This is a genomic window from Candidatus Lernaella stagnicola (assembly GCA_030765525.1).
Taxonomy (GTDB): Bacteria; Lernaellota; Lernaellaia; order Lernaellales; family Lernaellaceae; genus Lernaella; species Lernaella stagnicola.
The window spans coordinates 421,571-435,359 of record JAVCCK010000010.1 but is presented as its reverse complement, the minus strand read 5'-3'; the positions used below and the strand labels follow the sequence as shown (position 1 = coordinate 435,359).

The 13,789-nt window shown below is 57.4% G+C and carries 12 protein-coding genes; 2 read left to right on the top strand and 10 right to left on the bottom strand.

Translation table 11 applies throughout. From position 1 onward, the window contains the following. Positions 1-3 precede the first annotated feature (3 nt). A complete protein-coding gene (locus P9L99_06195) occupies positions 4-651 on the bottom strand; it encodes a thioredoxin family protein (GenBank protein ID MDP8222932.1) in 648 nt (215 codons plus the stop codon). 112 nt (positions 652-763) lie between these two features. After that, entirely contained in the window at positions 764-1,828 is a 1,065-nt protein-coding gene (locus P9L99_06190; protein MDP8222931.1) for a hypothetical protein, read from the bottom strand. A gap of 127 nt (positions 1,829-1,955) precedes the next feature. Here P9L99_06190 and P9L99_06185 point away from each other — a divergent pair, with 127 nt between their 5' ends. After that, on the top strand, positions 1,956-3,137 hold the full coding sequence (locus tag P9L99_06185) for a (Fe-S)-binding protein (GenBank protein MDP8222930.1): 1,182 nt from the start codon (positions 1,956-1,958) through the stop codon (positions 3,135-3,137). Between the two features lie 12 nt (positions 3,138-3,149). Here P9L99_06185 and P9L99_06180 read toward each other — a convergent pair whose 3' ends face one another. The 6 genes from P9L99_06180 to mgtE form a co-directional block, all read right to left on the bottom strand. Continuing rightward, a complete protein-coding gene (locus P9L99_06180; GenBank protein MDP8222929.1) occupies positions 3,150-3,317 on the bottom strand; it encodes a hypothetical protein in 168 nt (55 codons plus the stop codon). Then, a complete protein-coding gene (locus P9L99_06175) occupies positions 3,318-4,304 on the bottom strand; it encodes a metallophosphoesterase (protein ID MDP8222928.1) in 987 nt (328 codons plus the stop codon). It lies immediately after the preceding gene. Between the two features lie 14 nt (positions 4,305-4,318). Then, the gene (locus tag P9L99_06170) at positions 4,319-6,409 is read right to left on the bottom strand and encodes a hypothetical protein (protein MDP8222927.1); all 2,091 of its coding nucleotides are present in this window, start codon (positions 6,407-6,409) and stop codon (positions 4,319-4,321) included. 97 nt (positions 6,410-6,506) lie between these two features. Next, on the bottom strand, positions 6,507-7,289 hold the full coding sequence (gene recO, locus P9L99_06165) for a DNA repair protein RecO (GenBank protein MDP8222926.1): 783 nt from the start codon (positions 7,287-7,289) through the stop codon (positions 6,507-6,509). A gap of 43 nt (positions 7,290-7,332) precedes the next feature. Continuing rightward, the gene (locus tag P9L99_06160) at positions 7,333-7,743 is read right to left on the bottom strand and encodes a hypothetical protein (protein MDP8222925.1); all 411 of its coding nucleotides are present in this window, start codon (positions 7,741-7,743) and stop codon (positions 7,333-7,335) included. 110 nt (positions 7,744-7,853) lie between these two features. Further along, on the bottom strand, positions 7,854-9,230 hold the full coding sequence (gene mgtE, locus P9L99_06155) for a magnesium transporter (protein MDP8222924.1): 1,377 nt from the start codon (positions 9,228-9,230) through the stop codon (positions 7,854-7,856). A gap of 247 nt (positions 9,231-9,477) precedes the next feature. Here mgtE and P9L99_06150 point away from each other — a divergent pair, with 247 nt between their 5' ends. Continuing rightward, positions 9,478-10,065 carry a hypothetical protein gene (locus P9L99_06150; GenBank protein ID MDP8222923.1) on the top strand — a complete coding sequence of 196 codons (588 nt, stop codon included), beginning with the start codon at positions 9,478-9,480 and terminating at the stop codon, positions 10,063-10,065. On the opposite strand, the gene P9L99_06145 is transcribed toward P9L99_06150, so the two are convergent. Together P9L99_06145 and P9L99_06140 are read right to left on the bottom strand one after the other, a co-directional pair. Next, on the bottom strand, positions 10,015-11,457 hold the full coding sequence (locus P9L99_06145; GenBank protein ID MDP8222922.1) for a hypothetical protein: 1,443 nt from the start codon (positions 11,455-11,457) through the stop codon (positions 10,015-10,017). The genes P9L99_06150 and P9L99_06145 overlap by 51 nt on opposite strands. Before the next feature lie 281 nt (positions 11,458-11,738). Further along, positions 11,739-13,736 carry a hypothetical protein gene (locus tag P9L99_06140; GenBank protein ID MDP8222921.1) on the bottom strand — a complete coding sequence of 666 codons (1,998 nt, stop codon included), beginning with the start codon at positions 13,734-13,736 and terminating at the stop codon, positions 11,739-11,741. Positions 13,737-13,789 lie beyond the last annotated feature (53 nt).

The following is a 13,789-nucleotide window of genomic DNA, read 5'->3' as shown; positions in this document are numbered from 1 at the left end:
CCTTTACGCTTTTCCGATCGCCTCAAGCACCTTTTTCGCCATCTGCATCTCGGGCAATGCGCCAACCACATGGGTTTCGCCGTTGATAACCGTGTGCGGCACGCCGGTCACACCGTACTTGGTGCCGATCTCCGGGAATTCAGGCACGTCGATCATCACGCCTTTGATATTTCGGTTGGCCATCGCGAATTTGTGGGCCGCCCGCACCGACCGCGCACAATAAGGGCAGGTCGGCGTCACCAAGACTTCCATGGTTACCGGTTTGTCGACTTTATTCAGTTCGTTGAGAATCGGCGCGGCGAGTTCCTGATCATCTCGGCTCAGATCGATGAGATCTTCGATGACCGACATAAACTCGTAGCCGCCGGGCACACCATAGAAGCGAACACCGACGTCGTCGTTTGTCATCAGAATCGTAGCGGGAATATGCTCCACACTGTATTGATCGGCTTTTTCCTTGTCATTGATAATGTCATAAATCTCAAGAGAGATTTTATCGTTCAATCCCCTGATTTCTTCGAGCATACCGCGCGTAACAGAACAGTACTCGCATTCTATTTCCTGCGTGAAAAACAATATCCTGACCGGATTCTCGAGTTTTTCTAAGAAGCCACGCACTTTTTCCCGGTCTTTTTCGTGTAGTACGCTCACGATCTTCTCCTTTACTTATTGTTTCTTTTTCATTGGAAAGATAATCACTTTGTCAACAAGCGGCGTCTATTGTGTTTAATGTCTTGTTATTACGAGGCTATTGCGCCTCCCGTCACCAATCGTAGGACCATCGCAGCCAATCGCCGGCCGCCCACTCCAACCGTCGTCGCCCGCGGCTCCAGCCTGAGTGCGGTGCCGGTTCGGCGGTTGGCGTACTGCGCAGAACGTCGAAAAACGCCCTCCTTTCTTCCTGTGTTCTCGGCTTCAGGAGGGCTTGGTCCTTATACAAAACACCTTCGAGACAATAAAGCCAAAGATGCCCGATCCCCGCGGCTTTCGCCGCCGCTGCGTCGGCAATAAGTTGCGCCGGCCGATCGTAAGCCAGCCCTTCATTTCCGGGGATCACGCCTTCCCACGTGCTGCCCAGAGTAATCCATGCTCGGTCGCCGAAATTCTCGCTCAGCACGCGGGCGTATTCGTATACAAAGCGAGACGCCCCGGCCTTGGGAACGATCATCGGCGCGGCTTTGGGTACATAGGACGTGTAGAACATTCCGTTATAACCGTCGAATTTTACAGGAAATATCGGCATTTCCAGATAGTCCTGCAACACGTGACCGTTGCGAACCAGATCGGCGATCAAGAAAGCAAAAGCGGCGGCGGCGGTCTGTATCCCCGCGCACTGCACCCGCGAGACGATCTCCTGGAGTTTGCCCGCCGCCCACGCAAAGCGTCGCGGATTGCGGTTGCCGAGCAGCATTTTGGCGACGGCCAGCGCCCGGTCGAGGGCAGGCACGCCGGGGAAAAATATCTTTTCGATTTGCCGCCATGGCGTTTCAATGTCGAAAACAATCAAATCCGGTGAGGCGCCGTATTTTTCACACGCCAACAGCAACGTATCGATCAAACGTTCGAAGGCGCCGAGGTTGCGTTCGTTCGGCCAATAGCCGAAGGCCTTGGGCAGTAGGGGCCACCACGCGTATCGCCCCCCGGCTTCTTTTAGTTTGGCGGCGAATTCCAGATGGCGCGCCGCGTGTTCGGGGCGGAAATCGCCGCCTAGGTGGGTGAACTGGATGGCATGGGCGAGGGTGACGTCGAATTCGCTCAGCAGCGACAGCACGTCCGGCTCCGCCAACCGTTGCGGCGTCAAGGTTTCACAATATACGCCAAGTTGCATCGATCGGGTCCTTCGCGGCGTAGAACGGGTTTATTTTACGCGCCCTGGATAAGAAGAAAAGCGTACCGTACTATGATGCGATTTTTGTTGGGAACAACCGTGTTACAGTATCATTAAGGATGCTGCGATGGACTATTTTGCGCCCTTTGACGCCGAGCGTTGCATAGGCTGCGGTGAGTGTTTTCACCAATGCCCCGTCATGGAGCTGCCCTTGGACGTAGCACGCGCCGAGGTTGCCCGCCTGGACCACGCCCTGCCGACCAAGCACGTGTTGCAGCGTTGTACGAGTTGTTTCGCCTGCAATTTCATCTGCCCTGAAGGCGCTAATCCGGCGCAACGCATTCTTGACCGCTGGCACGAGCAGAATCGCCGCAGTGGTCGTCCGGCCCGGTCGCGGTATTTCGATCCGCTCGCCGAGGACAACTTCCGTACTCATTTACTCGGGGCATTACCCGCAGAGGAAAAAGCGTTATTGCGTCAATGGACCGACACGTCCCCGTGCGAGGAAATCTTCTTTCCGGGCTGCAACATCATCACCGCGCCCTACTTGATGCAAACCAAACTGCTGGGCGACTTGAACATTCGCGGCACGCTCGCCGAGTGTTGCGGCGAGATGTATTTTCGCGCCGGACAATTCGACAAGTTGCGAAGCGTCGCCGCGCACCTGACAGCCTGGAGCCGCCGTTTGGGCTTCAAGAAGATGACGCTGCTTTGCACGGCGGGATGGAATCTGTTCACCAACGTGCTGCCGCGCTACGGCGCCGTCTTTGATTTCGAGGTGGAGCATTTGCTGCCCCGACTGGTGGAACGATTCGAACGCGGCGAGTTAACTGTCTCGCATCCGCTCCATTTGACGGTGACGATTCAGGAATCGTGTCATGCGAAATTCTTCGGCGACCAATACATGGATCTACCTCGGCGGCTTCTGAAAATCTTGGGCGCCGAAGTCGTCGAATCCCGCCGCAACCGGGAGCGCGCCCTGTGTTGCGGCATCGGCGGAGGGTTCAGCGCCTCTTCGGCTTATCACCCATGGAACTTGACGCGGGAGACCTTGCGGGCGTGGCACGAGGCAAAGCAAACCGGCGCGGATGCTGTGGTCTCCTACTGTGCCGGGTGCCTGCAAATGCTCAGTGTCGGCAAATTGAGTTACCCGACCGGCATGCCGGTTTACCACTTGCTGGAGCTGGCGCGGATGGCCACGGGCGAGAAACTGTCGCGGCCGCAAGGGGCGCGAGCCCGGCGCACGCTTGGCGGTGTGGTCGTCAAACAGGGGCCGTTATTGCTCTCGCGGCGGCGGCTGGTCGACTAAGCGCGAAGCACGTTAGGCGAAGAACTTCTGATAGACAAAAAACGCGGCGGCGAGAAACACCAAAATGGAAAATAATGTCGCCCAGATCATTTTTTTCACGACCCATTTAACGACCTTGAAGGCAACATAGGCCGCGAGCAACACGGCAAAAATGGCGAGGATCTGTTCCACCAACGACATCTAGCGTCCTTTCTTCGTAGCCGCGTACGGATCGGTCCAGTACGTGCCCCAGCGAATTTGATCCCAATTCAGCACTCGGTAGGTTTGCAGGTAGTTGTCCAGTTCCACGAGGAAATAGGCGTCCTTGTTGTAGCGTGTTGAACCCATGGAGTAGTTAAGCGGGCCGATCAAATCGGCAAACTGCAGCCAGATATGCACGTGGCCGTTGATCACCATTTTGATCGTATCGCGGTACCGGCGCATCAGCGGGAACAGGCCGAAGTCGGCGACCTCGGTGGCCTGACAGGTGGCCGGGGGGAAATGCAGGAAAATGAAGGTCGGGCGGCCTTGCTGCAATTGCGCTTCGAGCCATTGAAGCTGTGTTTCGCCGAATGAGCCAATGGATTTGTTGAACCCATCGCCCTGTTCATTCATCGTTTCGCCGAGGAAATTATTGATGTGCAGGAACTTCCAACCGCGGTCGTCGACCGCGTAGTAGGGCTCGATACCGATTTTCTCGCGGAACAAGTCGTGCGTAAATTCGCGCGACAGACCGTCGCCGATGTCGTAATCGTGGTTGCCGAAACCGACGTGAACCGGCATTCGGAAGCCGTCGATTATTTCCTTGGCGTTGTCGATGCGCGTGCGGTTTTGGAAATAGAACTCCCATTCATGCGACGGGTAGTTGTGAATGAAGTCGCCGGGGACGAATATGCGGTCGATGACCGGGTCGATGGCGTTGACGGTTTCGCGCGCGGCAAGCAAGCGATCGGTGGATTGGAAAACCGTTTGCGTGTCCAAGGGGCTGCCCTCGGGTCCGGTGTAGAATTCGTCGATGATGTGCGTGTCGGAGATCACCGCGAAACGCCAATAGCGATCCTGCTTGTCCGCGTGGCGCCCCGCATGCACGGCCGTCGCACCGCCCACGCCGAAAGCCAAACCGGCTGCGGCGCCTTGCAGAAATTGCCGGCGCGAGATGCGGGGTATTGCCGAGTCGTGTTTTTTCATCGCGTTGCTCGCTCCTACAACAAGCCTTCAATCACGTCGATCAAACCGTGAACGAAGACGTTAGTCATGCGGGTGTCGGCCAAGGTGAAGCCCGCCGGGAAACCGTGCGCCGCCGGGTCGTCGTTGAGCCACGGTTCCATATCGAGCCAGAGCAGGCCGTTCCATGAACCGCTCTTGAACGCTAGGTACGGATAGCTTCGCGCCAAACCGTCGGCTGCGATCAGCGGGTAAGGATCAAGCGGATCGAGGCCCGCGGGCGGATCGTCATAGAAATAAGCGCCGGCAAACTCCGCCTGCCAAAAGTGATCGTAGTCGCGCGCCGCGGCGGCACTGCAGCCCGCCAGGTAGGCAAAGGGGTCGGCGACCGCGCCGTTCGCTTCGATGTTGGCCTCCATGGGCAGCGGCTCTTCGCCGTTTTGTTCGATGTACACCGCCATGACGGCAGCACCCGCCGGCACTTGCAGCGTGCCGTCCTCAGGTACGGCGACGGCGACCGCGGTGCTCATTGTCGCGGCAAAAAGGGCCTCGACGTTCCCATCTTCCGGCACAACGAGGGTTTCGGTGTCCAGCACGTCCCGCGTAGCGGCGTCCACCGAGAGTAGTTGGGCGCTAAGCTGGTCGTTGCCGGGGCCGCTTTGCGTGTTGGCGGTCGGGCCGGGGTCGGAGATGTACAGCCTGAGCGGCGCACCGGGCGCGAATGCTGCCCCGCCGAAGCCAACCCGGGTGCACTCAAAGGAAGCAAGGAAGGTCTCGCCACCGAAAATCGGGTCGCCGCCATGGTTGGGCAGCAGTTCGCGCAAACCGATGGGCCGCGAGTAGAACGCACCAAGGTCGAATTCCGTCGCGTCCCACGGCACGCCCAACAAGGGCAGGGCGACGATCAGGGCCGCCGGTATCAGTTCGCCGTCAAGAATTCCCTTGGCCTCGACCGCGGCGAAATCTATGCCGGCGAAGTCTTGAATGATGTCCAAGATTTCGCGCAAGCCGAGCGATTTGTAGAGCGCGTCGACGGCCACGCCCACGAGCATTACCAGGTCGTCCTCGAGGCGGACGCGGTTTTCCGTCAGCCCTTCGAGATTCGCGCCGACGCGGTAGAGCGTGTCGCGTACCGATAGGTTGCGGCCGTGCCAGAGCAACTCGACGCGCGTACGGCCCGACCCGAAGCCGCCCTGCCAAGCGAAGTGTTCGACGCCGTTGCGAGTTAGGCCGGGATGCTGAACGAACACGTCGTCGCTTTGGTCGTCGCTTTCGCCCGCGGCGAGTAGTGCGGCCTGGAGAAAGTCGGCGGCGGCTCCGGATAGCGCCCGGCGCGAATTTTCCACTAGCGCGGCGCCCTCCTCGGTTTTCAGGTCGAGCGCTTCGGGATCAGCCGCCAGTGTTTCAGCCAATGCCGTGAGAACGCCTTCGAGGCCGCCGTCGAAGCCGTCGATTATCGGGTCGATACTGTTTTCCAGCGAGTGAGCGTCCAGGTAGTACATCACCGCCAGCAGGGTTTTGTAGAAAGCCGACAACCAATACAGATCGGCCGTGTCCCACTCGGAATGCAATTCGAAGGCGTCTTCGCCGCGCAGTTTCAGCGGATAGCGGCTCAGTTCGACGCGCAAGGCGGGCCGCAACTTGAGTTGGTCGAGGCGCGCGATCTGCTCTTCACCGATGAGGACAATGTTATGCACCGCCGATGCGGCCACGGCGCCGGCGGGTAGGGGAATGCCGTCATCCTCCCACGCCAAAAGCGGGCCGACGGCCATGTCGACAAGGCCTACGATGTGCTGCAGTTGCGCCAGCGCTTGGCCGAAAAGCGCGCCGGGATGGTCCGGTTCCAGCTTCAGCGCCTCGCTGTAAGCATCGAAAGCCGGTCCGTAATGTCCCTTCTGGAGACGCTGTTCGCCGAGGATGAGCAGTTCCTCGAGGCGTGTATCGGTGGTCGTGTCATCGTCATCATTGTCGTCATCACCCGACGTGTCGTCGTCATCCGACGTGTCATCGTCGTCCGCCGCCGCCGGAGAGCTGTGGTCATCGTCGTCATCGCAACCCACCCCGGTGAGTGCAACCATAAGGGCGACAGCCAGCATCAGAATCCACAAGTTGTACTTCGCTTTGCTCATCGTATGCATCTCTTTTCGCTACCTCGTGCCAAAACCGGCAGCCATTTTACGGATTGACTTCGCGTCTGCCAATGGACAACCGGCGGCCGCGTCGCGCTCAGGATTTGCGGTGCCCGCGCAAAAATTGCCGCACGGATTCTGCAAAGCGGCGGGCGCGCATCGTGCGGCCCGAGTGAAAGGCGATCATCGCCGCCGTGGCTTCACGAATCTGACGACTCACTCCTCCGTTCTGCGGCAAAGCCAGGGCGGCCGCGAAATCCGCGGCGAGGGCGGACGTCATCCATTCCCGGGCGGCGGGCGCCAGTTTCACCGCCATGGGTCCGGCCTTCGCCGGAATAACAGCGCCACCGTGGCGCGGATCGAACATGACGCTTTGGGTAGGCTTGAAACGGGTGTCGGTCACCGCGCATTCCGTCAGACGCGGCGCGATGCCGGCGGCCCGCAGCGTATGCAGTTCGACGATGCGGCTAACCCGCCCCGGGTCGGCCCCACGGCAAAGGGCTTCGAGACCGGCGGTGAGCGCCGAGAAAGCTTCAGGGTCGCTGTGATGATCCGACGCGAACAGCGCCGCGACTTCGGCCACGTGAAAACCGGCGGCGAAAAGCATCACGTCTTCCGACAAAGGTCGGTAGGCGGCGGCGAGGCGCGCGTTTTCCATGGTCAGGATGTCGCTTTTTCGTTTGAGCAGGTCAACGTCGAGAAAATACAGCAGATCGATGATGCCGCTGAAACGTTTTTTGGATCGGCGTTGCCCCTTGGCATTGGCGCGCACGAGGCCGTTGCCGGGCGTCAGCATGACCACAAGGCGGTCCGACTCGCCCAGAGGATAGCGCCGCAGAATCACGGCGGGGGTGGAAATACGTTTCGTTGGGATTGCCAATTATCTATCCAAACGCGGCTGCAGCCGTTGTTCCCGGCTGGCGCTAGTTGAATTCATCCGCAATGTAATGCGCGACCTCTTTTTCGAGTTCTTCGAATTTTCCTCTGCGAACGCCGGTGATTACGCCAAACGCCAGCGCCACACCGGCGGGGGCGGCCACGGCGACCATTTCTTCGGCGCCGAACAGCAACGCCAAAAGCGCGGCAAAGACCACGCTAAGAAAAACCAGCCAAACAATGTTGGCAACGCTAGGCACGATGGGCTGCACCCAAACTCGAAAGCGTCGTTTGCTTTCGATAATTCGGATCCCGATACCAACATGTTTTTTCTGCATGATGAGGCTGTTACGGCGCAGCAGCGGTCGTTTTATTTTGTGATCCGGGTATTTTGCAGCAAGCAATGCTTCGATTTTTTCCAGGGTCGGTTCCTTGGTCGGCGTGTAAAGCAGGTCCAACGGGTCCTCCGTCGATGATAAAACTCGGCTTCCGAAAACTCTTTTCGAGGTTCGTCATTGTAGGGGGGCGCTCCAGTTGGCGCAAGCAAAGAGGGGGGCCGCAGGCGTGTTTACAGGAGAATCAATGTCGCGATCAGAAAGTAAGCGGACACGCCGATGACATCGATGGCCGTGGTGATGAAGGGGCCGCTGGCCACGGCGGGGTCGATTCGCATCCGGTTGAACAGCAGGGGCAAGAAGGAGCCCATGACCGCGGCGAGCAGCATCGAGCACAAGATGCCCATACCGGTGGCGATGCCGAGGCCCACGCTATTGGCTTCGCCCCAATAGAGCAGGGCGCTGACCACGCCCAGAAGTACGCCGTACACCACGCCGAGCAATAGGCCGACCAACACTTCCTTGCCCACATACCTCCAGGCACGCCCGGGCTCGATGCGGTGCGTGGCCAAGCCCCGAATCGTAATCGACGCCGATTGAATGCCGATGTTGCCGCCCATCCCTACGACGACGGGAATGAAGGCGGCCAAAGCGGCCATTTGCGCGAGCGTTTCGCTAAAACCGGCGATTACGCGCGCGGCCATCACGCCGCCGATCCACGAGGCAAACAGCCACGGCAGCCGAATCCAGGCGCTGCGCAAAGCCGACTTCGTGGCGATGTCTTCTTCGCTGGTACCGACCATCTTCAAGATGTCTTCGGTGGCCTCGTCGCGCATGATGTCCACGACGTCGTCGACGGTGACGATACCGATCAGCCGGCGCTGGTCGTTGACGACCGGAATGGCCAAAAGGTTATACCGGGCGACGAGACGGGCGACCTCTTCTTGGTCGACGTGCGGCTCCACGCTGACGATTTCGCGGTTCATCAGGGCGCTAAGCAACATTTCCGGCGGCACAGTGACCAATTCCCTTAAGCTGACGACTCCTTCGAGCCGGCCGTCTTCATCAACGACGTAGACGTAGAAGACCATTTCAGCTTCGCTGGCCTTGCGTATTTCGCGGATGGCGTCGCGGGCTTCGGTGGTTTCCTCGAGCGCAAAGAAATCGGGGCTCATGATGCGCCCGGCGGTGTTTTCGCCGTAGGACAGCAATTCCTCGACCTCTTCGGAGTCTTCGTCCTTCATGAGAGCGAGAATCTCGTTTCGCCGTTCCTCTTCTTCGATTTCATCCATGATGGAAGCGGCGTCGTCGGTGCTCATTTCCTGGAAGATGCCGGCGAGACGTTCGATGTTGAGTCGTTCCAAGTAGAACTCGCGCACCGATTCTTCCATTTCGGACAGGACGTCGGCGGCGGTGGCCGGGTCGGGCAGTAACTCAAATAATGTGCGCCCATCGATAGTGTTGAGTTGCTTGAAGACGAAGGCGAGGTCGGCCGCGTGAGTTTTTTTGATGATTTTAAGCAGATTTACCGTCGCCCGGCGCCGGATAAGGCGTCGGATTGTGTCGCTCAAAAGCGTAACGCGACGAGAGCCGGCATCAGTCTGCTGCATGGTTGTTGTTCGTTTTTGTTTAGGAACGACCGAGCGTCAATACTGTGCCGGTTCTACACGGTAGTTACTACCAAGTCAATTGAAGATGTTGGAGAAATGGCCCGCGGCGGTGCATCCTTTCGTTTCGGCGCCAGCGTTTTTCGGGCCTTTGGACCGACGCCCATTCCTCCTCACCAGGCTCGTTCTTTGTCGGATATCGCTTTTCTCTTGCGTGTTGGCCCCAGGCTTAGTACAAGATGGACCGATCATGGATTTGTCAAAAGTCAAAAAATCGCTTCTCGCTTCGCTGCTTGTCTTTTTCCTATGCGCCGTTTTTACCGCGTGCGAGAAAAAGCCGCGATACGAAGTCCTGGAAACCCTCGAACTGGACAAGATACCGGCGTTGGCGTCGATACGTGTCGCTCGTGACGGCTACGATCGCGGCCAACTCGTATTGGTTATGTTCGACGCCCTGCGGTTTCACGTGCGCAATACGCGCGGCATTGGCGAGGTCCTCGCCGTATACGATCAACGCCGCCGCGTCTGGTCGCCTCCGCTTGACGGTCACCCAACCCAGCTCTACGCCACCGACTACGAATTTGCCTCGGTGATCAGCTTGAGCCTCGACCACATTATTCTGCCCAATGGTTTGGGGAAGCCGCAGCACCTCAGCGACGCGCCCGGATACCCGTCGTCAGTTCGCGTCGGCCGCAACGGCAAACTGATCAACATCGAGGTCGTCTTCAACCTCGATCCATTGGTCATCCGTAAAATCTCGTACCATGTCGAAAGTGACGCGATGGCGCTACTGCTTGAATCCGGCGCCACTCTCCACGTCCGCCTCGTCGAGAAATAACGCGCTTCTTTTCTCCAATGCTTCGAACACCGACTCGGCTATCCACCGGTACCCCTGCAGCGTTTCGTGCATGTACTCGAAAAACACGAACCTCTGCTGCGTCTCGTCAAATCGTTCCTGCAATTCCACGACGATCGCGCCCTTCTCCTTTGCGACGTCTTTCATCGCGCCCTGCCACGCTGCCCATGGGTTGCCACGAAAATAATAGCTGTCGACCGGCGGCTCAACGACCGCAACCACATCGCAATATTTCTTTGATATTTCGATCGCCCGCTCCAATTCCGCCCTATATTCTTCCAAGCCTTCCGCCCGGTCCGCTGTCTGTCTCTTCCAATATCCCAATGACTGCCACAAATTGTCGTACGGCCGATTTTTGTAATATTCGTTAATGACGCTATTGATGACAATGGCCCTTGGTTTTGTCACCTCAAAAAACGCGCCGATTTCATCCGGAAAGTTCGTTTTTAAATAGTTGCCCACAAAACCGAGATTGGTTACCTGCCACTCGCGACCAGCGACGCGCCGCCTTGTTTTCAGTAAACCCTCTAATTGCGTCGGCCAATCGTATTCGCCGCGGAAATACGGCACGCCGTGGGTTGTCGACCCACCGAAGGCTATAACCCGGTCAACATTTTCACCTAAGTCGACCTCCACTCGCTCACCGTTTCGTCTTAACACCGGCTTCCTCTTGAAGCCTTCGACGTCAAACCCGCCGACGCTCACATATTCCTTTAACCACGTCGCTTCGGCGTCGCCTCTTTTTGCCTGATCCACGGCCACGACGCTCGCCAGAACAAAGAGCGCGGCAATCCACGGCCAAAGCGGATAGCTCTGTACAAGCGTTTTGACGGCACGCGACAATTTCCGAGACTTCTCGATTTTCCGAAACAGTCGCGCATCACCCCACCATGCCGCCGCAAACAAAAACACTACAATCAGGCCGATGATCACCTGGCGCGCAGCCAGGGGCATAATGCCGATATCTTCTCTCGCGCCGCTTGCGTTCCAGTAGGTAAATGTCACATCCCGCAATGGCGAAAGGGCCGGCCGAAAGAAATGCAAAACATGGGAAGGAACGATCGCGAAACCGACGCTTGGCTGTTCGCTCATTTCGCCAACGGCGACACCGTTGTCACGTATCGTAAAATGTCGCTCTACTTCCGGCTGGAAATAGTCGTCGAATACTTCCTCCCCGTTTAACCAAACCGATAGTTTACCGCCGCCGAAATGCACCCCTATTTTGTTGATATCATCGATAAGCGTTTTTCGAAACGGCCGGACGCGATCGACAAGTCCTTTTTTGTAGACAACAAGACCGGACGGCAATTCCGGAATCGCACTGAATCGCAACGCTTGGTAATCGTCATAGAAGCCGGCGTAGTCGAAAAGCACGAATAAAGCCCGAGCCGGGCCGGCCGGTCGAAATTCGAGATCGATGTTCTCGATCGCTCCCGGGATGCTTTTCGAGACCATCGTTTTGTTGAGTTGGCGATCGAGCGGCGGAGTGTCGAAAAAAACGAAGGGCCAGAAATAGTTAAGGGAAAACCAAACGAAGGCCGCCGCCGCCGCCAGATTGACAGCCATAAAAAGTGTTCGCAGTAAGCGTAGCGCGAACAATGGCTTGGGCAGCGAAATCGGTACGGCCTCCGTTGGCGACTATGCCGAGATTACGATTACTTTTCGCCCTCCCCGGCTTTTTCTTCGGTTTCCGCGGTCGGATCGCTGAGCTGTTTTGCAGCTTCGGCCGGATCGATCTTCGCTTTGTGCACGTCAATAATTTTGCCGCTGGACAACGGTCCAAGTTCGCCGACGCCATAGCGCTCTTCGGCAAGATCGAGGCCGTTGATTGCGGCGGAGAGGAAGTGTTGGTTGTAATCAATGCGAATGTCGTTGCTTATCAACGAGCCGCGGATGCCGCCCAAAGCTTTCTCGGGATCACTAAGGAAATACGACGTTTCCGGTCGAAATTGGTCGACAGAATTGTGCCACAGCGCGGCCATGACCGAATCGCCCAGGCGCTTTTCCATCTCGGCATTACCGACGCGGCGGGCCAGATGCCAGGCCTCGGTATTCGCTTCATTACGGGCGCTGGTCGGCGTAGAACGCGGCGGTGTGGAGTTATCGGCCCCGCCGAAATAATCCGCGTAGGGCATCGCCTGGCGCTTACCCTTTTCCGGCATTCCCCACTGATGGTGGAAGTGCCACTCGACCATCTTGAAGACGTACTCCGGCAACTTTTCGTTGTTCGTGAAAGGATAAAGGCGGCTCATAGCCTGTACGACCCAGGCATCCGGTTGCTGCTTCGGGTTGCTGTCCCATTCCCTCATTTGAGCCGCGGCGCATTTCGAGGCGGCCGTCAGCCATTTCTCGTTCCGGTCGATTTCATAGAACTTCACGAGCGCCAGGAATGCCTCTCCCGGGAAGTAGCGAGGCTGCGGATCCGGTACCGGGCCGCCGCGCATTACTTCGCGCCACGATTTATAAAACCGCCCGTCCTCAACCTGGAATGCGATTAAGCCATTGCCGAGTTTCGTACGAAGCTCCAGCAATTTTGGCGTCAGTGCTTCATTTGGGATCTCGATCAGCGACAACAACGTCAGCGCGTTGGTGCCCAAATACGACCGGCCTCGATAATCGAGGAAGGCGACCTCGGGATCTTCCTCGGCAATCTTAATTTCGTTCTCGAGGTACGTGAGGGCACGCTGGCCGGCCTCAAACAGGAAACGGTCGCCGGTTGCATTATAGGCCGTAAACAACCCCCAAACGCTGCCGGCGTGACGCACGATGTTGTAATATTTGTCTTTGGCGAATTCGTCTCGAACCGGACGATAGTGGTAGCCCAGTTTGCCTTTCTTATCTGTGTGCATTGCCAGATGGCGACCGGCTAGCCACGCCGACTCCAACAGTCGGCTGCGCGTAATTTCTTTCGGCCACAACATGAATGCCCGGTAGGATTCAAAGACTTTACCGCCGGGTTCCATTTCCAAAGCTGTGTGGGTGGTGAAGTGCCAAATTCTCGACTGCACCTTATCTTTCCAAGCGGTATGCGGCCAATCGGCGGCTCGACACAACCTTTCCAAACGACGTTGTTCCATTCCGGAACCCGACACACGGTCGCGGTCGCCAAAACCTTTCATGCCCCAACCGTTGAAAAGAACTTCCTCGCCGAGTTGATAGCCCAATTCACCTTTGTAAGAAACCATCAAACCGTGCACGCCCGGTTCAATAATGCGCTTCATTTTCTTGACGCTGCGCGTGTTGACCTCTTTCAGGTCGTCCATGATGTACACGCCGATGCGGGCCTGTTTCATCTTGCCCTTGAACTTCCGCGAAAAGCGGTCGTTGGTGTACAACGCACTGCAGGCTTTTTCCAACGAAGCGGCGATGGTTTTTTCATGAGCGCGCATATGCATCGGCCGGTTGCCGGCGCCAAATGCGTAAACAAATACATCTTTATTGTAAGGAGCATTTAACGTGGAGGAAAACGCGCTGCTATCTATCTTGCCTTCTTCGAGACACTGGCGAGCCGCTCCGACCAATGCGGTGCGATCTTCATCGGTGAGTGTCACGCGTTTGTGAGTGTAATCGACTGGTGTCGCGGCCTTGTCACACGCTACAACAAGCATCAACAAGGCTAAAATCACAACCGTAATGCGCAGGGCACTATTCACAATGTCCTCCTTTTCTTACGGGCAGTATTCAAGTTCTTGCAGCAGAGCAATAT

Bases quoted from the DNA above. Each gene is read 5' to 3' on its own strand.
- P9L99_06150 (MDP8222923.1), top strand. From the start codon at position 9,478: ATGGATTTGTCAAAAGTCAAAAAATCGCTTCTCGCTTCGCTGCTTGTC.
- P9L99_06175 (MDP8222928.1), bottom strand. From the start codon at position 4,304: ATGAAAAAACACGACTCGGCAATACCCCGCATCTCGCGCCGGCAATTT.
- P9L99_06190 (MDP8222931.1), bottom strand. From the start codon at position 1,828: ATGCAACTTGGCGTATATTGTGAAACCTTGACGCCGCAACGGTTGGCG.
- P9L99_06180 (MDP8222929.1), bottom strand. From the start codon at position 3,317: ATGTCGTTGGTGGAACAGATCCTCGCCATTTTTGCCGTGTTGCTCGCG.
- P9L99_06185 (MDP8222930.1), top strand. From the start codon at position 1,956: ATGGACTATTTTGCGCCCTTTGACGCCGAGCGTTGCATAGGCTGCGGT.
- P9L99_06170 (MDP8222927.1), bottom strand. From the start codon at position 6,409: ATGAGCAAAGCGAAGTACAACTTGTGGATTCTGATGCTGGCTGTCGCC.
- mgtE (MDP8222924.1), bottom strand. From the start codon at position 9,230: ATGCAGCAGACTGATGCCGGCTCTCGTCGCGTTACGCTTTTGAGCGAC.